The sequence below is a fragment of the Corallococcus sp. AB049A genome (genome assembly GCF_003668885.1).
GTDB classification, from domain to species: Bacteria; Myxococcota; Myxococcia; order Myxococcales; family Myxococcaceae; genus Corallococcus; species Corallococcus interemptor.
In genome coordinates this window covers 1-426 of record NZ_RAWL01001209.1, presented here as the reverse complement: position 1 = coordinate 426, position 426 = coordinate 1, and the positions used below count along the sequence as shown (strand labels likewise).

Below are 426 nucleotides of genomic sequence, written 5' to 3'. Positions count from 1 at the left end.
GGCCTTCGCGGTCACGAAGCCGCGCGCATCACTGTGCAGCAGGCGGTAATCGGCCGGCTGCAGCTTTTGGTAGGCCCACACCTGATCGCCCGCAGGCTCGGGCCAATCCACCCACATCGCGCCGATCACCGCGATGCATATCACCGCAGCGGCCAGGCCGAGCTTCTTCATTCGTCACCCTACACACAGGCAGAAAGGTCCGCGCGATAAGCGCGCTCAGTCCTTGGGTCGCATCCGCTCGTGAATGAAGGCGGTCAGCGCCAGATCGGCCATCACCAGCCCCTCCATCACCCGGTCGCCCACGTACTGCTCTGGCCCGCCGTTCTGGCGCGTGCGCTCGGCCGCCAGCAGGATCTCCTGCACGATGCGCTGGCCGGTGAGTGCGCAGTCGGCGTCGGACAACGCCATCTGCCGGCCACGCAGGTG

At 67.1% G+C, this 426-nt stretch carries 1 protein-coding gene; it reads right to left on the bottom strand.

Annotated elements, in window-relative coordinates:
• Positions 1-216 precede the first annotated feature (216 nt).
• On the bottom strand, positions 217-426 hold a 210-nt coding region (locus D7X55_RS46795), incomplete at its 5' end, for a hypothetical protein (protein ID WP_233610469.1).